This is a genomic window from Massilia forsythiae (assembly GCF_012849555.1).
GTDB lineage: Bacteria > Pseudomonadota > Gammaproteobacteria > Burkholderiales > Burkholderiaceae_D > Telluria > Telluria forsythiae.
In genome coordinates this window covers 5,409,653-5,423,259 of the sequence record NZ_CP051685.1, presented here as the reverse complement: position 1 = coordinate 5,423,259, position 13,607 = coordinate 5,409,653, and the positions used below count along the sequence as shown (strand labels likewise).

General features: G+C 55.2%; 12 protein-coding genes and 1 pseudogene. 5 read left to right on the top strand and 8 right to left on the bottom strand.

The features are described 5' to 3' along the window. Positions 1–89 precede the first annotated feature (89 nt). Positions 90–1,835 carry a diguanylate cyclase gene (locus tag HH212_RS22730; protein ID WP_170204571.1) on the top strand — a complete coding sequence of 582 codons (1,746 nt, stop codon included), beginning with the start codon at positions 90–92 and terminating at the stop codon, positions 1,833–1,835. A gap of 147 nt (positions 1,836–1,982) precedes the next feature. Here the strand turns inward: HH212_RS22730 and HH212_RS22725 are convergent, their stop codons facing one another. The 7 genes from HH212_RS22725 to HH212_RS22695 form a co-directional block, all read right to left on the bottom strand. Then, a complete protein-coding gene (locus HH212_RS22725) occupies positions 1,983–2,423 on the bottom strand; it encodes a hypothetical protein (RefSeq protein ID WP_211172398.1) in 441 nt (146 codons plus the stop codon). A gap of 213 nt (positions 2,424–2,636) precedes the next feature. Next, positions 2,637–2,897 (bottom strand): PAAR domain-containing protein, encoded by a 261-nt coding sequence (locus HH212_RS22720; protein WP_170204569.1) that lies wholly within the window; start codon positions 2,895–2,897, stop codon positions 2,637–2,639. After that, positions 2,894–3,382, bottom strand: coding sequence for a hypothetical protein (locus tag HH212_RS22715; protein WP_170204568.1), 489 nt, complete (start codon positions 3,380–3,382; stop codon positions 2,894–2,896). The genes HH212_RS22720 and HH212_RS22715 overlap by 4 nt, the downstream gene beginning before the upstream one ends. Position 3,383: 1 nt before the next feature. Further along, positions 3,384–4,265: a LysM peptidoglycan-binding domain-containing protein gene (locus HH212_RS22710; protein WP_170204567.1), complete on the bottom strand. Its 882-nt coding sequence runs from the start codon at positions 4,263–4,265 to the stop codon at positions 3,384–3,386. 837 nt (positions 4,266–5,102) lie between these two features. Beyond that, complete coding sequence (locus HH212_RS27855; protein ID WP_170204566.1) at positions 5,103–5,513, bottom strand: GFA family protein; 411 nt, start codon at positions 5,511–5,513, stop codon at positions 5,103–5,105. 280 nt (positions 5,514–5,793) lie between these two features. Next, complete coding sequence (locus tag HH212_RS22700; RefSeq protein ID WP_211172397.1) at positions 5,794–6,933, bottom strand: sensor histidine kinase; 1,140 nt, start codon at positions 6,931–6,933, stop codon at positions 5,794–5,796. Positions 6,934–7,290: 357 nt separating this feature from the next. Beyond that, entirely contained in the window at positions 7,291–8,271 is a 981-nt protein-coding gene (locus HH212_RS22695) for an IS481 family transposase (protein WP_169434964.1), read from the bottom strand. Positions 8,272–8,445: 174 nt separating this feature from the next. On the opposite strand from HH212_RS22695, the pseudogene HH212_RS22690 reads away from it, so the two are divergent. Then, positions 8,446–9,382 (top strand): annotated as a pseudogene (locus HH212_RS22690) (IS5 family transposase). A gap of 161 nt (positions 9,383–9,543) precedes the next feature. On the opposite strand, the gene HH212_RS22685 reads toward HH212_RS22690, so the two are convergent. After that, entirely contained in the window at positions 9,544–10,122 is a 579-nt protein-coding gene (locus HH212_RS22685; RefSeq protein WP_170204565.1) for a thioredoxin domain-containing protein, read from the bottom strand. Between the two features lie 804 nt (positions 10,123–10,926). On the opposite strand from HH212_RS22685, the gene HH212_RS22680 reads away from it, so the two are divergent. The 3 genes from HH212_RS22680 (at position 10,927) to HH212_RS22670 (ending at position 13,243) form a co-directional block, all read left to right on the top strand. Beyond that, complete coding sequence (locus HH212_RS22680) at positions 10,927–12,135, top strand: DesA family fatty acid desaturase (RefSeq protein ID WP_229217418.1); 1,209 nt, start codon at positions 10,927–10,929, stop codon at positions 12,133–12,135. Between the two features lie 371 nt (positions 12,136–12,506). Next, positions 12,507–12,902 (top strand): LysM peptidoglycan-binding domain-containing protein, encoded by a 396-nt coding sequence (locus HH212_RS22675; protein WP_170204564.1) that lies wholly within the window; start codon positions 12,507–12,509, stop codon positions 12,900–12,902. Beyond that, positions 12,899–13,243, top strand: a complete 345-nt coding sequence (locus HH212_RS22670; RefSeq protein ID WP_170204563.1) for a DUF421 domain-containing protein — start codon at positions 12,899–12,901, stop codon at positions 13,241–13,243. The genes HH212_RS22675 and HH212_RS22670 overlap by 4 nt, the downstream gene beginning before the upstream one ends. Positions 13,244–13,607: the final 364 nt, after the last annotated feature.

Below are 13,607 nucleotides of genomic sequence, written 5' to 3'. Positions count from 1 at the left end.
CCGAATTGGCGGGGACTTCACCGGTTACTCCATGCGTCGCATTTCCTCGGCTGGGTTATGATCCGTCAACATTGTTATTTCCTAGAAGCATGTTTTCGCGACTCGACTCCAGCCTCAAGCTCTTCGGCACCCTGATCATCGTCATCGTCGCCTGTCTCGCCACGCTGCCGATCCTCAGCAGCTCCCAGGCCAACGCCACCCTCGACGCCCTGAAGGAGGGCGGCGCCAAGGAGCGTGCCTACAACCTCACGCTAAGCCTGCTGAAGGATGCCGAGACCGGACAGCGCGGCTTCCTGATCGCCGGCGACGAGAGCTTCCTCGACCCCTACCGCGCCGGCGTCGCCGGCATTCCCGCCGCGGTCGAGGAGCTGCAACAGCGCGCCGGCTCGGACAAGGAGCGGACGCTGGTGGCCCGCATTGCCGAGTTGAGCCGGGCGAAGGTGGCCGAAATGGACCAGACCATCCGCCTGAAAAAGGCCGGCGACACCAGGGCCGCCATGGACATGGTGGCCAGCCAGCGCGGCAAGATCATGATGGACGAACTGCGCGCGCTGCTGGGCGCTCAGCTGCGGGTGCTGGCCGGCGAGCGCACCAGGTTGCGTGACGAGCTGACCGCCACCCTGGGCTACAACTCGGCGCTGGGCATCGGCGCCAGCCTGGCCAGCCTGGTCCTGATCGTGGCGACGGTCTACATCGTGACCAGGAGCCTGAACGAACGGGCGCAAGCGGCAAGCGAGTCGCGCTCCCTGGCGGAGCGCAATGCGCAGCTAGCGCGGCAGTCCGCGGTGCGCGCCGAGCGCCTGTCGATCGCGGCCGACATGCTGCAGGCGCTGGACAGCGTCAGGACGCCGCCCGAGCTGGAGCGCGTGCTGCCGGTCTTCCTGCGCAAGCTGTTGCCGGCCACGGCGGGCGCGGTCTACCTGTACCGTAACTCGCGCGACGTGCTCGAGCTGAAGGCGAGCTGGGGGCTGGACGGGGAAGCGCCGCCCATGGTGGCGCCGGGCGACTGCTGGGGCCTGCGGCTCGGCAAGGTCCACGTCGCCACGCTGGACCACGACCTGTGCTGCGACCACGGCGCGATCCGGGGCGGCGCCCACGCCACCCAGACCTGCGTCCCGATGATTTCGCAGGGCGACGTGATCGGCGTGCTGGTCGTCGCCGCCGGCCGGCGTGACGACGCCCGGCGTGACGACGCCCGGCGCGACGACGACGCGGTCGACAGCGCCCACGTCGTCGCGCTGGCCGAACAGCTCAGCCTGGCGATCAGCAATGTCTCGCTGCGCGACACCCTGCGCCACCAGTCGACCGTCGATCCGCTCACCGGCCTGTACAACCGGCGCTTCTTCGACGAATCGCTCAAGCGCGAACTGGCGCGCGCCCAGCGCAGCCGCAGCGCCTGCTCGGTGGTGATGGTGGACCTGGACCACTTCAAGCGCGTCAACGACACCCATGGCCACGAGGGCGGCGACCTGGTCCTGCAGGCGGCCAGCCGCGCCATGCTGCAGCGGGTGCGCGCCAGCGACGTGGTGTGCCGTTACGGCGGCGAGGAACTGGTGCTGATGCTGCCGGATTGCGGCGCCGAGGAAGCGGTGAAGTGCGCCGAAGCGATCCGCGCGTCCATCGCGGGCATCGTCATCCAGCACCAGGGACTGACCATTTCCGGCATCTCGGCCTCGTTCGGCGTGGCCCAGTGGCGCGGCCATGGCGAGGGCGAGCAGGAGCTGCTGCAGGCGGCCGACCGCGCCCTGTATGCGGCCAAGAAGGGCGGGCGCAACCGGGTCGTGGTGGCGGATGCTGACCTGCCTCCACGGGGCCGGGAGGCCGTCGCAGCTTGAACGGCAACGCCCCATCGGACTGACGCCGATGGGTAGGTCCTGCACCCCCAGTATGGCGAGGTGTCACGGCATGCGCAAAAATCGGCGGGGAACTCCCGACCACCTCGGCGCAGGCAGCCGCTTCGACGGTAAGTCGGCGGTTGCAAATTACGGCGTCGCCGAATAAAAACCAACCAGCTCCTTTTTCGCGATCACACTGCTGCCGTGTCGGGAGGAATCCGTCAGCAGTTCACCCAGCACGGCATTCGTCTTGCTGCGATCGCGGTCCGACGCCACCAGGCGGCCTGTCCAGTCGTAGGCTTCGTGCCATTCGCATTGTTCGCAATTGCCGCCGTTGTACATGCTCGCCACGATGTAGCGCTCGTTCGCTTCCGTACGAAGGCAACTGAGCGTGCCGACTTTTTCTTCCACCAGCGGCGGGTCGCCGTCGGCGCCCGGTTGCGGCATGAACCGGTGCACCGATTTTACTTCCCCACCCGGATGACTGCTCACGGTGAGGGATTGCGCGGTGCAGGCAAGCATGCGCGGGCCATTCAAGGGGCTGCACGTCGCCTCGACGATGATACTGCGGTCGTCGCAATCCAGCACCGTTTTCCTGGCGACCGCACCGGTCGCGGCGCCGGCTATGCCGGTGGCGGGTGCAGCCGGCGGGCCAGGGGTAGCGCTTGCCGGGACGGAAGCGACGTCTGCGGCCGAGGGTACGGGAGCGATGTCTTTTCGTCCGGAGCACGCGACCAGGGCACAGGTCAGGAGCACGCCTAGAAGGCGCCGGGAGTGCATATGCTTCATATCGATTGGATGCTAGCGAATGAGGTAGTGGGTGTGTGTCGCGGCCAAGGTGGCGCCACAGGCAGTCGTGTCGCCGTCGCGCGCCGTAGGCTTGGCGTCCGTGAAGTAATGTTTGCTGCCGCTATCGATGGCGGTATCGCCGTGGATGGGGCAACTCGCTTTGTCGCCGAGACGGGCGACCGGTTTGCCGTCCACGATGAAATTCGGGCTGCCTTCGAGCACCTTGCCGCCGTGCGAAGTGGGGTCGCCCACCCGTATCAGCGCCCGGTTCATGGCTTACCAATCAACCTGATGCAGGCTTGGGCGGCGCGCTTGAGCGGCGCGGCAGGCAAGCGCGCCACTGCCTGTTCGAACTGCCTGCGCAATGGTGCGGTTTTCTTCATGCGCATGAACAACGAGAGCGGTTCGCCGAGTTCGGTATCGAAGTACTGTGCACATGACGACCGTTCATCGATCAGGGCAGCGCAACCGGCTGCCTGCGCCAGCCTGGCCATGCGTTGCTCGTCGACCGTGCGCGCAGCCAGCCTGGCGACGACTTTCGGCTGATCCAGGCGCCTAGCATCCGGACCCAGGGCATCGTCGAACGTCCTGTTGAGCGTGTCGGTCACGTCTTTCACCATGCGTTCAGTCACTTGCTGCGGCGCGGCGTGAATGACCGGACAGGCGAGCGCGGGCCGCGGCGAAGCGCCATCCTGCGCATGCGCCGCCTTGGAAGCGACAGTCATGACGACCATCCATGCCAGACATTTTTTTTTCATTTCATTCCTTGAACCATATGCCGATGACCTTGTAACTCACGGGAATTCTCCTACCAACCGGCGATACCATCGTGACCGCATCGGTGCCATACGTCGGACGCTCGGTAAAGAAATCGCTGACGTAGCCATGTTCGGTCTTGATTTCGATGTGGCCGTAGATGGTTTTTCCATGGTATGCCTGCATTTCAACAGGCCTGTAGATGATGATTGATCCGATTGGCGCATTCTTCAGATTAGCGCCTGGCTTGCTCTCCAGGAGATTGTCGAAACCTTCCTTGCCGAGGAAAGGGCCGAAATCCTTGGCCGCGATGATGCCTGGATAGGACCGGATCGCCTTCGAGGCAAACAGGGCCCTCTTGACATATTTCAGGCACAGATGCACTGACTTCGGTTCCTTGTGTTTCATCGCGTAGGCGATCGCGGCCGCGATCCTGTCGGATGGCGTAGTCGCCACGACATCCGCGACGGGATGCCGGCTTTCCTGGTCGCGCTTTTCGCTGACCGCCGGTTTTCCCGGCAATGCCGCGGCGGCACGCGGTGCGCGGTCGGGCACTGGCGCGTGTGTAGCCGGCTGGCCATGGTACGGCGCGGGCGGCACGGGTGCCTTCTTGCCATGCTTGGGAGGAAGCTTGAGGATCTGGCCGGGGTAGATGGTGTATGGCTTCTCTATCCCGTTCAATTTGCAGATCTCCTGGTAAGTCGTTCCATTATCACGCGCAATGCGCGAAACGGTTTCGCCAGGGGTAACCTTGTGCGTACCGCTGGCCACGCGTGTACCGTCGTCCTTTGGGACATCATGCAGATGCGTCTTGATCGACACGCGCTCGTTGGGGGCGACCAATGTCCACACCGATGCGAGCTTGTCGATGGCGAGTTCGCCCAAATGCTTGAATGTATCGTCGGCCGTCCGATGAAGTAAAAGTGAAACTCTTTATGAAGTAAAAGTGAAACTCGCCGAAGAAATGAAGTAAAGGTGGAACTTTTCGCCGATTTAGCCCGCGCCTCTGCTCTGGGTCTGCCAAGAGACGAGGACGAATGTGCGGCTTTGCCAATGGAACAGGCCTGGCGCCGGGCAGTAAGTACGGACTCCTCAACGAGCTCCGTACCGTGCCGGTCGTACGACCGCGTTCGACCCAAAGCGGTCTTCGGCAGATGTGAAGACTCAGGTGACGACCGTTCCTTGATGGTAAATCGCCTGTCATTGTCCGCCGCAGCGTTGCCATACCGTCACCCTGCGTGTAACACGCTCCGGCTGACGCAGAGTGCATGTGAGCAAATAGTGGTCGGTACCGGCCGGGGCCAAATCGAAATCTTCGGCGCGCCAATCGTCGGGCGCGAGACTGGTGGCACGTTCGCGTAGCACGTTAAGGACATCCTGCCTGCCATAGCGCTGTCCGGATGCGCCCACTTCCGAAAAATAGGCGCAACCATGCGCTCGGCATCGTGTCCAGCATGGAGCAGCGGTTCGAGCTTGCGCAACTCGTCAAGGACTTCAATTAACTTTGGGCATGTAGACGGGATGAGACTCATAGTTCCTTCCTAGCTGATGCAGGGGCGTTTCACCTGCCGAATGCAGTCGAGGTGAGACCGCTTCTAGCCGGTTGCAGACCTACCTCGACGGGCCGTTATCAACCAAAAGTTGACCGTCGAGAACAGCTTAAATCGGCTTTTTTACTTTGCTTACTTGACCAACATTATTTAGAAACCAAGGCGTTTAGGATCACTGAGGCGAGCCCGGAAATTGAGGAATTGTCGCATCAAGGCAAACCCATTGCTGCGCACTGGCAGTGTAGATGTCTAGCATGGGTTTGAAGTCGGTAGTGTCGTCTAACGACGGGAATCGGATAGACATGAGTTTCGGATTCGCTGCGCTGCTCGTGAATAGTGGCGTGCCACAGTCGGGGCAAAAACTACGGGTGACAAGTCTACCGCTGCTTGCAGTAACGTTATAGGTCTTGCGCGTCCCACTGACTTGAAGAGATCCGCTCCGAACGACAACGCCAGACGCAAAAGGAGCCCCGCTTGAGAGCTGGCAATCACTGCAGTGGCAGTTGAGCATTGCAAGCGGCTCTTGCTCGCTTGTGTAGCGGATCGCTCCGCAGGCACACCCACCTGAGAAAGGAGCGTTCATTTTGTAGTTCTCATTTCGATCATAATCTGATTGTAATCGCTCATGCCGCCATCGTTGCTTGGCCCGCTGCGAACAGCCAACTCAGCATAGCAGGTTGCCTGAGCGGAAAAGTCACGAACGGTCACGACCGGCCGGAACCGACCCGAAGCAGACTTTCGAGACTGGTGAAACACCCTGTTTAACACTGATGCACGTAAGTGTCTTTGCGGCAATAAACCTTTTAACTTCACATCTATTGTGACCTGCAGGGACTCAGAATATTTTAGTAATCCCGGGAGCACTACCAAGCGCGCTGTAGACGTATAGGAAGGTTGATCGTAAACACACATCCATGACCGGGTAGGTTGCGCACAGTCAAGGTTCCGCCATCGGCATGTACACTTTCTCTTGCGATAGATAGACCTAAACCAAGGCCTGTCTTGTCGTCGCCACGCTGGCTGAATGGTATAAATATACGCTCTGCGTCACCTTGTCGCAGTCCCCCGCAATGGTCGCTCACCTCGATGAATACGCGGTCGCTTACTGCATGTGCTGTCAATGTTACTGTCGTATTTGGCAAGGTGAACTTTAAGGCATTGCCAATCAAGTTGGTCAATGCGCCAAGCAAAAGATCTCGGTGGGCCTCTACCACAAGACCCGGGTCGACTTCTAACGCAACAAGTTTGAGTCCGCGCGCTTCGGCGTCGAGCTGCCCCGCTTCGTGGGCTTCGCGGATAAATTCGTCCACGGCGAAAATGGACGACGTATCAAGCTGTGCATTGTCGGCTTTTACCTCGTCCAGTGCCCGGTTGATTATTCGAGCCATGGCGGCGTGGCTTCGTTGGAGCACTGAGCCAGTAGCGCCGCCAACTGACAAATTTCCTGCTTTCATGGCCGCTGCAGCCAACATGCCGGAACTGAGCGCATTGCGAAGCTCATGCATCAAGTATCCCAAACGCTGGTTGCCCTCACTCGTTTGACGCAGTTGAGTCGCGATGTCGCGCTGCGTACTGAACTCAGTCACTGCAGCCGCGATCGCGTTGTCTAGGCAACGGTTGAGCGTTCGATACTCTTCAATCGAAAATGGTGCGTCGCGTTCAACTGCCAAGTCCGTAATCGCCTGGCATAGATCACCGTAGTCGTGCACCACTTGGTCAAAGGTATATTCAAGCGCCAGTAACGCCTTACCATGCTCCATGGCTGTAGAACGTATTTCTGAAACGGTTGTGTGCTCCCCTCCTGCCGGTCCCGAAATTCGCACACCCTCCGATGCATCGCCGTCGCTTTCCGCGTCGAGTGTCTGGATGAGCTGCTCAAGAAAAATCGGAATGCCAGTCTCAAGTTGTCTTTGGGAAGCATTGCGCGTCGGGCGTTTGGCGACTTTGGCTGCGCATCGAGCGATCAGATCAGCTCGATTATTGTCAAGAAAGCTACTCAGCATGGATAAACCTTGGAGGCTAAAGGTTAGGAATCATTCAGTAGCGTTGAAATAGAGTACAAGGATTGATGAAAAACTAGTATCTAAACTGGATAGTAACTCTATTCGCTCCGCTATTTATTTATTTTCTACGGAAGAGCAACACCCCCGTCAAAAAACCAAGAGTATGAACATAGTGTTATGTTCGTCTGTCATGGTTGCAGGTCACCTTTTCAAGCAAATAACTGTTTATGACCGAATTCGGCCGTTCACTCTGGCATAAAAGGTTGCCTATCCAAAAGTTTGCAGAATATCATGACATGCCGTATCGACCCAAAGCAGGCGTTGTAAGATCGCTGTAGAAGACAGTGTGGTACCTACCTAAGTGTCAAGACCCGCCTGGTTATACACGCGTTTCCTGAACAATTCGGGGCGTTTTTCGTGCCAGTCTTTGAGTGCTTGAACAGGTGTTTTATGGTCGAGGGCTCGCTGCGGAATGCAGTGGTTGTAAATCTTGACGTAATTACGCAGCGTCGATTCCAGTTCGGCGGCTGAGCCGAAACGTGTTTGATTGACGATGTCGCTGATACGGCCGTTGAAGCGCTCGACCATGCCATTGGTCTGCGGGTGACAAGGCGGAATAAGGCGGTGCTCGATGCCAAGCTGTTTGCACAGCCGGTCGAACGCGTGCGTGCCGCTGGGTTCCTTTTTCTTGCTGCCAGCGGTGAAGCGATCCGTGAACTGGCTGCCGTTGTCGGTCAGCAGCTTGATGATCTTGACGGGACAGGCCTGCTGCACCTTCGCCAGGAAATCGACGCTGCTGCTGTCGGTTTGGTCGGCGTACAGGCCGATGTAGACCCAGCGCGTGGCACGGTCGATGGCGACGAACAGGTAACGCCGTGACGTTTCGTCGGGCATTTGAGGCAGATACTTGATATCGATGTGTACGAAGCCTGGCTCGTAATCCTTGAAGGTCTTTTTCGTGACCGGCGCAGCGTTTTCCTGCTCGACCAGGTCGCGCAGGTCCGAGACCCCATAACGACGCAGGCAGCGTCCCAAACCAGCGCGGGAAACGGCAGGATTAACGAATTCACGCGTGATCGCCAGTAGGTCGTCGGTCGGTAACAGCAGCGTCTTGCGCAGCTCTACCACGATGAGTTCCTGTTCAGGTGAAAGTGTGGTGTACATCTTGACCGGAGCGTGCGACTTGTCTTCCGGCGAATCGCGGTTTTGCCACTTCCGGATAGTCTGGCGCGTAACGTTGTACAGCCTGGCCAGTTCGGCTTGCGGTAGCGTCGAGTTCCTAATTTCCTCGCGAATCAGGTGAGTAGTGCGGGCTTGGCTGTGCAGCGCTTGGGTCATTGAATTGTCGGCGAAAGATCAGATTGAAACAGTGTACGCAAAACGTTCCTGGCCTTGAAGAGCGGCCAGCTACGGGTGGGTACATGATCCCACGAGTCTAAACACCTAAGAGGCTTTGTTGCGTAAATCAGGCCCGACCAGCGTAGAACGCGTAGGTCTGGTAGCCTGAACGGGATGAAACCAGCTCCACAGAAGTACCGCACTACCAACTGGAAGACGTACAACGAAGCGTTGAAATCACGCGGCTTGCTGCTCATCTGGCTTGACCCGGCGATGAACTGGCACGGGCAACCGAGCGGCAAGCGCGGACGCAGCCAGGCGTTCAGCGACGAGGCGATCCAGTTCTGCCTGAGCATCAAGTGCCTCTTCAATTTGCCACTACTCCAGGCCATGGGGATGACGCAAAGCCTGCTGCACCTGGCTGGGCTCGACTGGCCGGTGCCGGATTACAGCACAGTCAGCCGGCGGCAAAAGACGCTGCAGGTCGCTATCGGCGCTGTGCCAACCACAACGGGCTTGCATCTGGTGGTGGACAGCACGGGCGTCAAGATGCTGGGCGAAGGCGAATGGAAGACGAAGAAGCACGGCGCCGATTACCGCCGCCAATGGCGCAAGGTGCATCTAGGGATCGATGCGTCCATGCTTGAGATCCGGGCTATGGAAGTGACGGATAACAGTATCGGCGATGCACCTGTCCTGCCAGCGCTGCTCAGCCAGATTCCTGCTGACGAGCGCATTGCCAGCGTCAGTGGCGACGGCGCCTACGATACGAAGGACTGCCATGAAGCCATCGCGTTGCGCGCTGCGCAGGCGATCATCCCAACCCGCAAGAACGCCAAGCCCTGGAAGGCAAACCGCTGCGGCGCCGATGCACGTAACGACATCCTGTGGGCGACAAAAAGGCTGGAGGCTGGGGCGGGCAATATGGAAGAGATGGAGCGGCTACCACCGGCGTAGTCTTGTTGAAACCAAGATGCGCTGCTTCAAGTTGCTGGGCGAACGCGTCTTGGCACGCGACTTCGACCGTCAGGTCGCCGAGCTACAGGTGCGGGCTGCCGTGCTGAACCGCTTCATTCGGCTGGGCACCCCGATTACGGTTCCAGTGTTATAAAACGAATCACAAATAGCGTCAGCTCGGCCTTCGCTCAATTTACGCAACAAAGCCAACGAAAAATCAAAGCGCGGCCAAAGTTCCGTGTCTCAACGCGTCGCCACTGAGCGCATGTGGAAAAACACGGTGCAAAGGTCAGCATTTTTTCTAGAAAGTCGCCTTTATTGTCGGCTCTTTTTGGCGCGTACAGCCTCTTCTACCGCCGCGATTTTTGCGCTGGTTGGGGGGCCCTTGATCCGCTGCGAAATCGTTCCATGTTCGTCGAGTACGAATAAAAATGCGCTGTCTGATCCGCGCGGAATGTGCAATACACGTTTCACTTGGGATTCGTCTGTGATCCAGGTTTGGTCGTAATATTGAGCCGGAATCTTTTCCTTGGCGCGCACTCGCATGTCATCCTCGCTCATGAAAAGAGGCCGATCAATTGCCAAAATATCCCCGATCAGCACCTTCCGTTGGTCGATAGTTTTCCGCAAAGCCTGAACCCACAAACGGGTGTCTTTAGCAGCTCCTTGGCTCGGTGTCACAATCAATATTGTAGGTCGACCAGAGAACTGAGTGGAATTGACGAGCCTCCCCGTTAAAGCGGTAGCGCTAAAGTCTGGAAACGGCTTGCCTGAGTACCCTGTCGTCTGCGAATGCGCAGGAAGCCACGCTAGCAGGAAAATCCACAATATTGGCTTCATAAGTTTCCAATTATCAATATAGAAATGCTCGAGCGCAAAGTTTTCCAGTTTCAACTACGCTGATAGTCCGGTGGACTTCTTCTGTAAACACCGTAACACGTTGAGGATGCAAAATCTAATTTATTAGTGTGTGGTAATTCGCTGTCAAATAATGTTTATCTATATTTACGTGTGTTAGCGAACATTGGAATTTTCATCTAGAGCGTAAGTTGATTTTAAAGAAATCCAGAAAGCTAATATAACGGTCAGGGTTTCCCAAACTATTTGCCATCATATGAAGTGATTCTACGCAATATATTCCCTTGCATAAAGTAATCAAGTCGTAACAGGGTATGGTCAGTGTAATACTATTTTGCTACCCATGCGTTGTTTTAAAGCAATATAAGCGGTGCTCGGAAAATTTCTAAAAATCATCTATTGTTGCTAAAGATGATCAACAAGAATTTATAATGCCCATAAGGTTAGAAAATTCTAGATTTCGTTATTTACTTTACATTTCCAGCAGTTAAAAATGAGTTGACGTTCGACTTCAGCTTTGGAAATTTAGAAGTATTAGCGATCACTACAAGCCAGTTAGCGAAGGCGAGATAAAGTAACGTTTCGACCAAAAAAATTCAAAATCCGGTTAGAGAAAAAATGGATTTTTGTACTTATGGATCACAAATGTTGCTTACCATAACAAAAAAAGATTAGATTACTCACACGCTTTAGGAATATTTCGCTCATTGTACGCGAGGGAAACTTTGGGTAGTCGTATGGGCATCTAGGATAAAGTTAGATTGGCAAGATCAAAGATTCTATCGCAGACTTCATCTCCATATATTTGCAACGTATGTTATAAAATTAGTGAGAGCAAAAGTGGAAATTCGAGAATTATTGACAAATATAGTCAATGGCAGCTTAATGGATTTTAATGTATGGGAAATATTATTGTACACCTTGCTGGTTACTCATATTACAATTGTTAGTGTCACAATATTTCTTCATCGTAGTCAAACTCATCGCTCTGTTGATCTTCATCCGCTAGTTGCTCATTTTTTTAGATTTTGGCTTTGGCTCACTACAGGGATTGTTACAAAAGAATGGGTGGCAGTGCATCGAAAACATCACGCGACTTGCGACACGTTAGAAGACCCACACAGTCCGCAAACGCACGGCCTCCCAACAGTCCTTCTCCAAGGCAGCGAATTATATGTAAATGCTGCCAGGGATGTAAAAATTACTGACCGGTATGGATTTGGAACGCCTGAGGATTGGGTTGAGAAAGAAATTTACTCTAGGCGCAGCTTCCATGGCGTGATTTTGCTTCTGGCATTCAATATTCTAGCGTTTGGAATTATTGGGGTCAGTATTTGGGCTGTACAGATGTTATGGATTCCTGTTACGGCAGCTGGTTTAGTCAACGGTGTGGGACATTGGTGGGGATACCGCAACTTCGAAACAACTGACGCAAGTCATAATTTCATTCCGTGGGGAATTTTGATTGGGGGTGAAGAATTGCATAATAATCATCATAATTATCCCACATCAGCGAAGCTTTCCGTACATTCTGGCGAGTTCGATATAGGATGGGCGTATATAAAGACATTTCAATTTCTCGGTCTTGCCAAAGTAAAAAGAGTTCATCCGAGTCTCCAAATCGATTTGGCAACTGGAGAAGCGGATACAAAAATGCTTGATGCAATCATTTCTAATAGATTCGCTTTTATGTCCATCTATGGCGAAAGAATTAGGCAAGCGACCTTTACAGAACAAGTTCGTGAAGAGTTAAATGAAAATATTGCCGAAAGAATCGCAAACTTGAAGGTTGCACAAAAATGGCTACATCGAGATGAAAAATTCATTCCAGCTATATTTAAAGTTCAAATTCTAAATGCAGTTCAAGGATCTCCTTTACTTTCAGAACTTATAGCTATGCGTGAACAGTTGCGTAATCTTTGGGAGCCATCGAACACTTCGTCCGAGGATCTGGTTAGGCCACTCCATTTATGGCTTGATCAAGCAGATCACAGTGAGAATGGTTCATTGAAAGAGTTTGCAATAATGCTCCGTCGCGTACATACTTGATTATGTATTAAATTTTGCACAATTACTATTTTTCGCATGAAGTAGTTAGGACAGCCTCGTCGTCGGTTTTTAAGGAAGAAAAAGCGAATTATCTGGCGTCTTGGAATATATAATCGCAAACTAAATTGAAAGTCCCCCTAGTACGCTGTAATGAATTATATTTTAAGATCGGATATCTGGGACGCTAATTACCCAGCGTGGGGCAGACTTAAATGAAGACGAGAACAGTTAGAATGATATTCAACTTATTTCTTGGTTTTTTAACCACTGCGTTCGCAGTGCCGATTAAGGAGTGCTTCACATTGTCGCGTCTTGAAAGATAGCGCGTCGCCGCGTGGTCACTATTTCTTTAATAACCAAATGAGGTCAATATGAAAAAATCACTGATTTTGTTTTTATGCATTCCACTTTTTTCGGCATGTCATAAAGAAAGTCCGCCGCATGTCGAAAATTCGACTGCTATGACGGTCCCTACCAATGGAAATGCGGTGAGACCGGTAGCCACACTACCTGTTACTCCCCAGGACACCGCAGTTGCCTCAGCAACTGTAAGTAAATCTTCAACTGAATCCGGTTCTGTGGGTTCATCCAGTGTCAGTTCAACTGGATCCGGGGGTGAAGACATGTATCTGGTAAGCGAGGGAGACACGTTGTGGGGGATCGCCAAGAAGAATGGTATTAGCGAAACCGACCTTGCAAAGTGGAATGAGGTTGACAATCCAAGAGAGCTACAGATAGGCCGTAAGTTACGACTGTCCGCTAAATGAAGCTTAGCCTGGCTACCGGCCTCGCGGCCATCGCACTGCTGATCGGCCTGCAGTTCGCTATCACCTGGACATCTGTGCGTTCGCGGTTTGTCAGCGACATCGTGAAGACCGTCCCGACGCTGGTGGTTCAGGATGGCCGTTTTCTCGATGCGGCAATGAAGGAGGTACGTGTGACCGCCGATGAGGTGCGTAGCGCGCTACGGCGGTGCGGCATTGGAACGATGGAACAGGTGGCCGCCGTTGTGCTCGAGAGCGACGGCAGCCTTTCCGTGATGTCGGTGTCACAGGCCGGCGACCGTTCCGCCTGCGCCGGCGTACGCGGCAGCGCCATGCAGACCTAGTCGGGCGGTGCCGGCCTTGCCGTCACGGCTCTGGATGCCGGAACGGCGAGGCGCCTGCCCAGTACGCCGTACGGTGCGCCGCGCCTCGATTCCTGCCTGCATCGCGACGGTTGCCGTCTGCTCCAGGGCATTGCGTGTACTGTATGCTGGCCAGCGGGACGGAGCCACAGCCATGGATGGCGAATGCGAGACGCGATCCGGCGAACGGCCCCTCGTGAGATGAATGCGGTGCCTGATGCTGGAGGGTGTCGCTGCAAGCGACGACGGGGCACGCGCACTACTGGCGGGCATGGCGCCGGCGCATGGCAGCGCAAGGGCGGCAATAATGACCTGATTTTGTCGTCGATCGCGTTTTCATCCGGGA